This window comes from Tahibacter caeni, from assembly GCF_024609805.1.
In the GTDB taxonomy this organism is placed as follows: domain Bacteria; phylum Pseudomonadota; class Gammaproteobacteria; order Xanthomonadales; family Rhodanobacteraceae; genus Tahibacter; species Tahibacter caeni.
In genome coordinates this window covers 1-3,051 of record NZ_JANFVR010000457.1, presented here as the reverse complement: position 1 = coordinate 3,051, position 3,051 = coordinate 1, and the positions used below count along the sequence as shown (strand labels likewise).

The 3,051-nt window shown below is 70.3% G+C and carries 4 protein-coding genes; 2 read left to right on the top strand and 2 right to left on the bottom strand.

Annotation, left to right across the window (positions count from 1 at the left end; all coding sequences use genetic code 11):
• Both NON22_RS22530 and NON22_RS22525 read right to left on the bottom strand, forming a co-directional pair.
• Nucleotides 1-364 (bottom strand): AI-2E family transporter (locus tag NON22_RS22530; protein ID WP_306673972.1); only part of this gene is annotated, 364 nt, incomplete at its 3' end.
• Between the two features lie 33 nt (nt 365-397).
• Nucleotides 398-838, bottom strand: coding sequence for an Hsp20/alpha crystallin family protein (locus tag NON22_RS22525; RefSeq protein WP_257389234.1), 441 nt, complete (start codon nt 836-838; stop codon nt 398-400).
• Nucleotides 839-1,324: 486 nt separating this feature from the next.
• Between NON22_RS22525 and NON22_RS22520 the strand changes: the two genes are divergently transcribed.
• A complete protein-coding gene (locus NON22_RS22520) occupies nt 1,325-2,425 on the top strand; it encodes an MraY family glycosyltransferase (protein WP_257389233.1) in 1,101 nt (366 codons plus the stop codon).
• A 1-nt stretch (nt 2,426) separates the two neighbouring features.
• On the top strand, nt 2,427-3,051 hold a 625-nt coding region (locus NON22_RS22515), incomplete at its 3' end, for a tyrosine-protein phosphatase (RefSeq protein ID WP_257389232.1).

The window sequence follows — 3,051 nt, the reverse complement described above, 5'->3', positions numbered from 1 at the left end:
CCCACGGCACGCGGCCGAGCCAGGCCGGCGGGCCGCTGCGGCCGGCTTCGGCTGCCGCGTCGAGCCAGGCCAGGCCGGCGCGCAGCGCGTCGTCGAGCGAGACGATCAGCAACGTGACCGGCGCGATGACGAGCAGGCCGACGACCAGGCAGGTCGCGAGGCTCGCGAGACCGGGCCGCCGCCCCAGATGCGCGAGCAGCCAGCTATGCAGCGGCCACAGCGAAACGGCGATCGCGACGGCGAACAGGATCGCCGGCACGAACGGACTCAATACGCGCCAGCAGCCGTAGCCGACGGCCAGTATCAGGATGTAGCGGGCGATCCGATACGCGTCGCCGGCCGGCGACGGACTGTCCTTATCCACCTGGGCCTCCCGCCGGACCGTCGCGCGAATGGGTCAGCTTACGCTGATTCGCCGCGCGCTGCCGTCGTCCTTCTTGGGCAGGGTCAGCGTCAGCACGCCGTCCTCGTACTGCGCGCTCGCCGCGGTCGCGTCGACGTCGCCGGGCAGGCTGAAGGAACGGAACAGCCGGCCGTAGCTGCGCTCCGTATAGATCTCCTTCTCGCCTTCCTTGCGCCGGTTCTCGCGCCGGATCTCGGCGGAGATCGACACGCGGTTGCGCTCGAGCGAGATCTCGATGTCCTGCTTGTCGACCCCCGGAAGGTCGGCCTTCACGTGATAGGTCTTGTCGTCCTCGGACACGTCGATGCGCAGGTCGGGGGCGAGATCGGCGTCGCGCCACGGGCGTGCGAGCGTACGGAAAAGCTCGTCGACGTTGGCGATAGGGTCGAACTGGCCGGCGGACTTGAACGGATTCCAGCGAGACAGGGAATTCATGGAGGAGCCTCCTCAGGGGCATGCGTCGGTGTGACGCGCCACCGCCGCCGCAGCGGCGGGCCGGCTCGGATGGTGCGCGACGAGGCGTTAGTGGGGAGTTGACGCGGCCGGCGGCCGGCTCCGCCGGAAGATACAGCCCTTCTGGCAGACCGGCGGTCGCGATCCGCCGACAGGCGTTGCGGAGCGGTCGGTTCCCACGGACCGCCATGTCCGAAACCCGTTCCGTTTGGACGAAAAGTGTTCAACGACCAGGCGGACGCGACGTTTTTCTGCGACGCAGTCCCGCCCGTCACAACGGGGTTTTCACGTCATCGTTTCATCAAAAGAATATTGTTTGCCATCTTTCAGATGTTTAACTAACCTCAACCAAACTGTGCGGTAATCATCAGCCCGCGGATCGTTGCCGCGGGTAGGCAGTGTCCGTCGCGGAGCGACGGTACGACGCTGCCGGTGCCTAAGGGGGGCGCTCAGGCCGGGGAGATGCCGATGAGCTCGTTCGTCGATGTGGGCTATGCCGCCGCCGCCGCCGTGACCACGGCGCTGGCCTGTCTCGTTCTGATGCCGCTGGCCTGGCGCCACAAGCTGCTCGACGTTCCCTCCGGCCGCCACGATCACGCCCGCCCGACCCCGCTGGTCGGCGGTCTCGCCATCTTCGGCGGCCTGCTCGCGATCGCGCTGCTGCGCGGCCACCTCGGCCCCGGTTTCATCGCCTACCTCTGCGCCGCGGCGCTGCTCGTGGCCGTCGGCGTCGTCGACGACCGCATCGACCTGTCCTGGCGGCTGCGCATCGTCGTGCAGGCCTGCGCCGGCCTGATCCTCGCCGCCGGCGGGGTCCAGGCCGCCAGCGTCGGCCATCTGTTCGCATTCGGTTCCTGGTCCATTCCGTTCAGCGTGCTGGCGACCGTCGGCACGATCAATGCGATCAACATGATCGACGGCAGCGACGGCCTGGCCGGCAGCCTCGTGCTGATCGCGCTCGGCTTCTTCGTGTTCGTCGCGGCCGGCGCCGGAGACGCGGCGCTGGCCGGCAACCTGCTGCTGATCGCCGGCGCCGTCGCCGGCTTTCTCGTGTTCAACCTGCGCCGGCCGGGACTGCCGGCCGCGCGCCTGTTCCTCGGCAACAGCGGCAGCGCCCTGCTCGGCCTGACCGTGGTCTGGGCCGCCTTCAGCCTCGCACGGATTCCCGGCAACGCCGAGGCCGGCATCGCCGCGCCGTGGATCGTCGCGATTCCGCTGCTGGATTGCGTCGTCGTGATGACGCGGCGCCTGCTGGCCGGCCGCTCGCCGTTCGGCGCCGACCGCAATCACCTGCATCACCTGCTGCGCGACGCCGGCTACACGCCGCAGCAGATCGTCGGCTACTGCGCGCTCGCGGCGCTGACGGCCGGTGCGGCGGTACTGGCCTGGCTGGAGCAGACCGGCGCGGAGCTCGCCGCCGTGCTGGCGTTCTTCGGCCTGCTGCTGCTGCATTACCTCGCGACACGGCGGCGCGAACGCGCGGTGGCCTGGCTGCGCCGAGGCGCAGGACCGCAGCCCGAAGCCGACTACCCGCTGTCCGAACAACGCCTGCCGCTGCGACGCCGCTGAAATGATCGACCTGCACTGCCATCTGCTGCCCGGCATCGACGACGGCGCCGCCGACCTGGACACGGCGCTGGCCATGGCGCGGACCGCCGTGGCCGACGGAGTGCGCGTGCTCGCCTGCACGCCGCACATCTATCCCGGTCTCTACGACAACGACGCCGACGGCATACGCCGCGCGATCGCCCAGCTCGCCGCGCAGCTGCAGCGGCATCAGATTCCGCTGCAGCTCGTCATCGGCGCCGACGTGCATCTCGCGCCGGACCTGCCCGATCGCCTGAGCGCCGGCAAGGTTCCGACCCTGCACGGCTCGCGCTATCTGCTGCTGGAGCCGCCGCACCACGCCATGCCGCCGCGCTTCGAGAGCGCCGTGTTCGACCTGGCGGCCGCGGGCTACGTGCCGGTGGTCACGCATCCGGAGCGGCTGACCTGGATCGAAGGCCATTACGACGTGTTCTGCCGCCTGGCCGAACGCGGTGTCTGGATGCAGCTGACCGCCGGCGCCTTGACCGGCCGCTTCGGCCGCCGCCCGCGCTACTGGGGCGAGCGCCTGCTCGACGAAGGCCGCGCGCACCTGCTCGCGACCGACGCGCACGACAACGGCGCGCGCGGACCGCGTCTGGCCGAGGGGC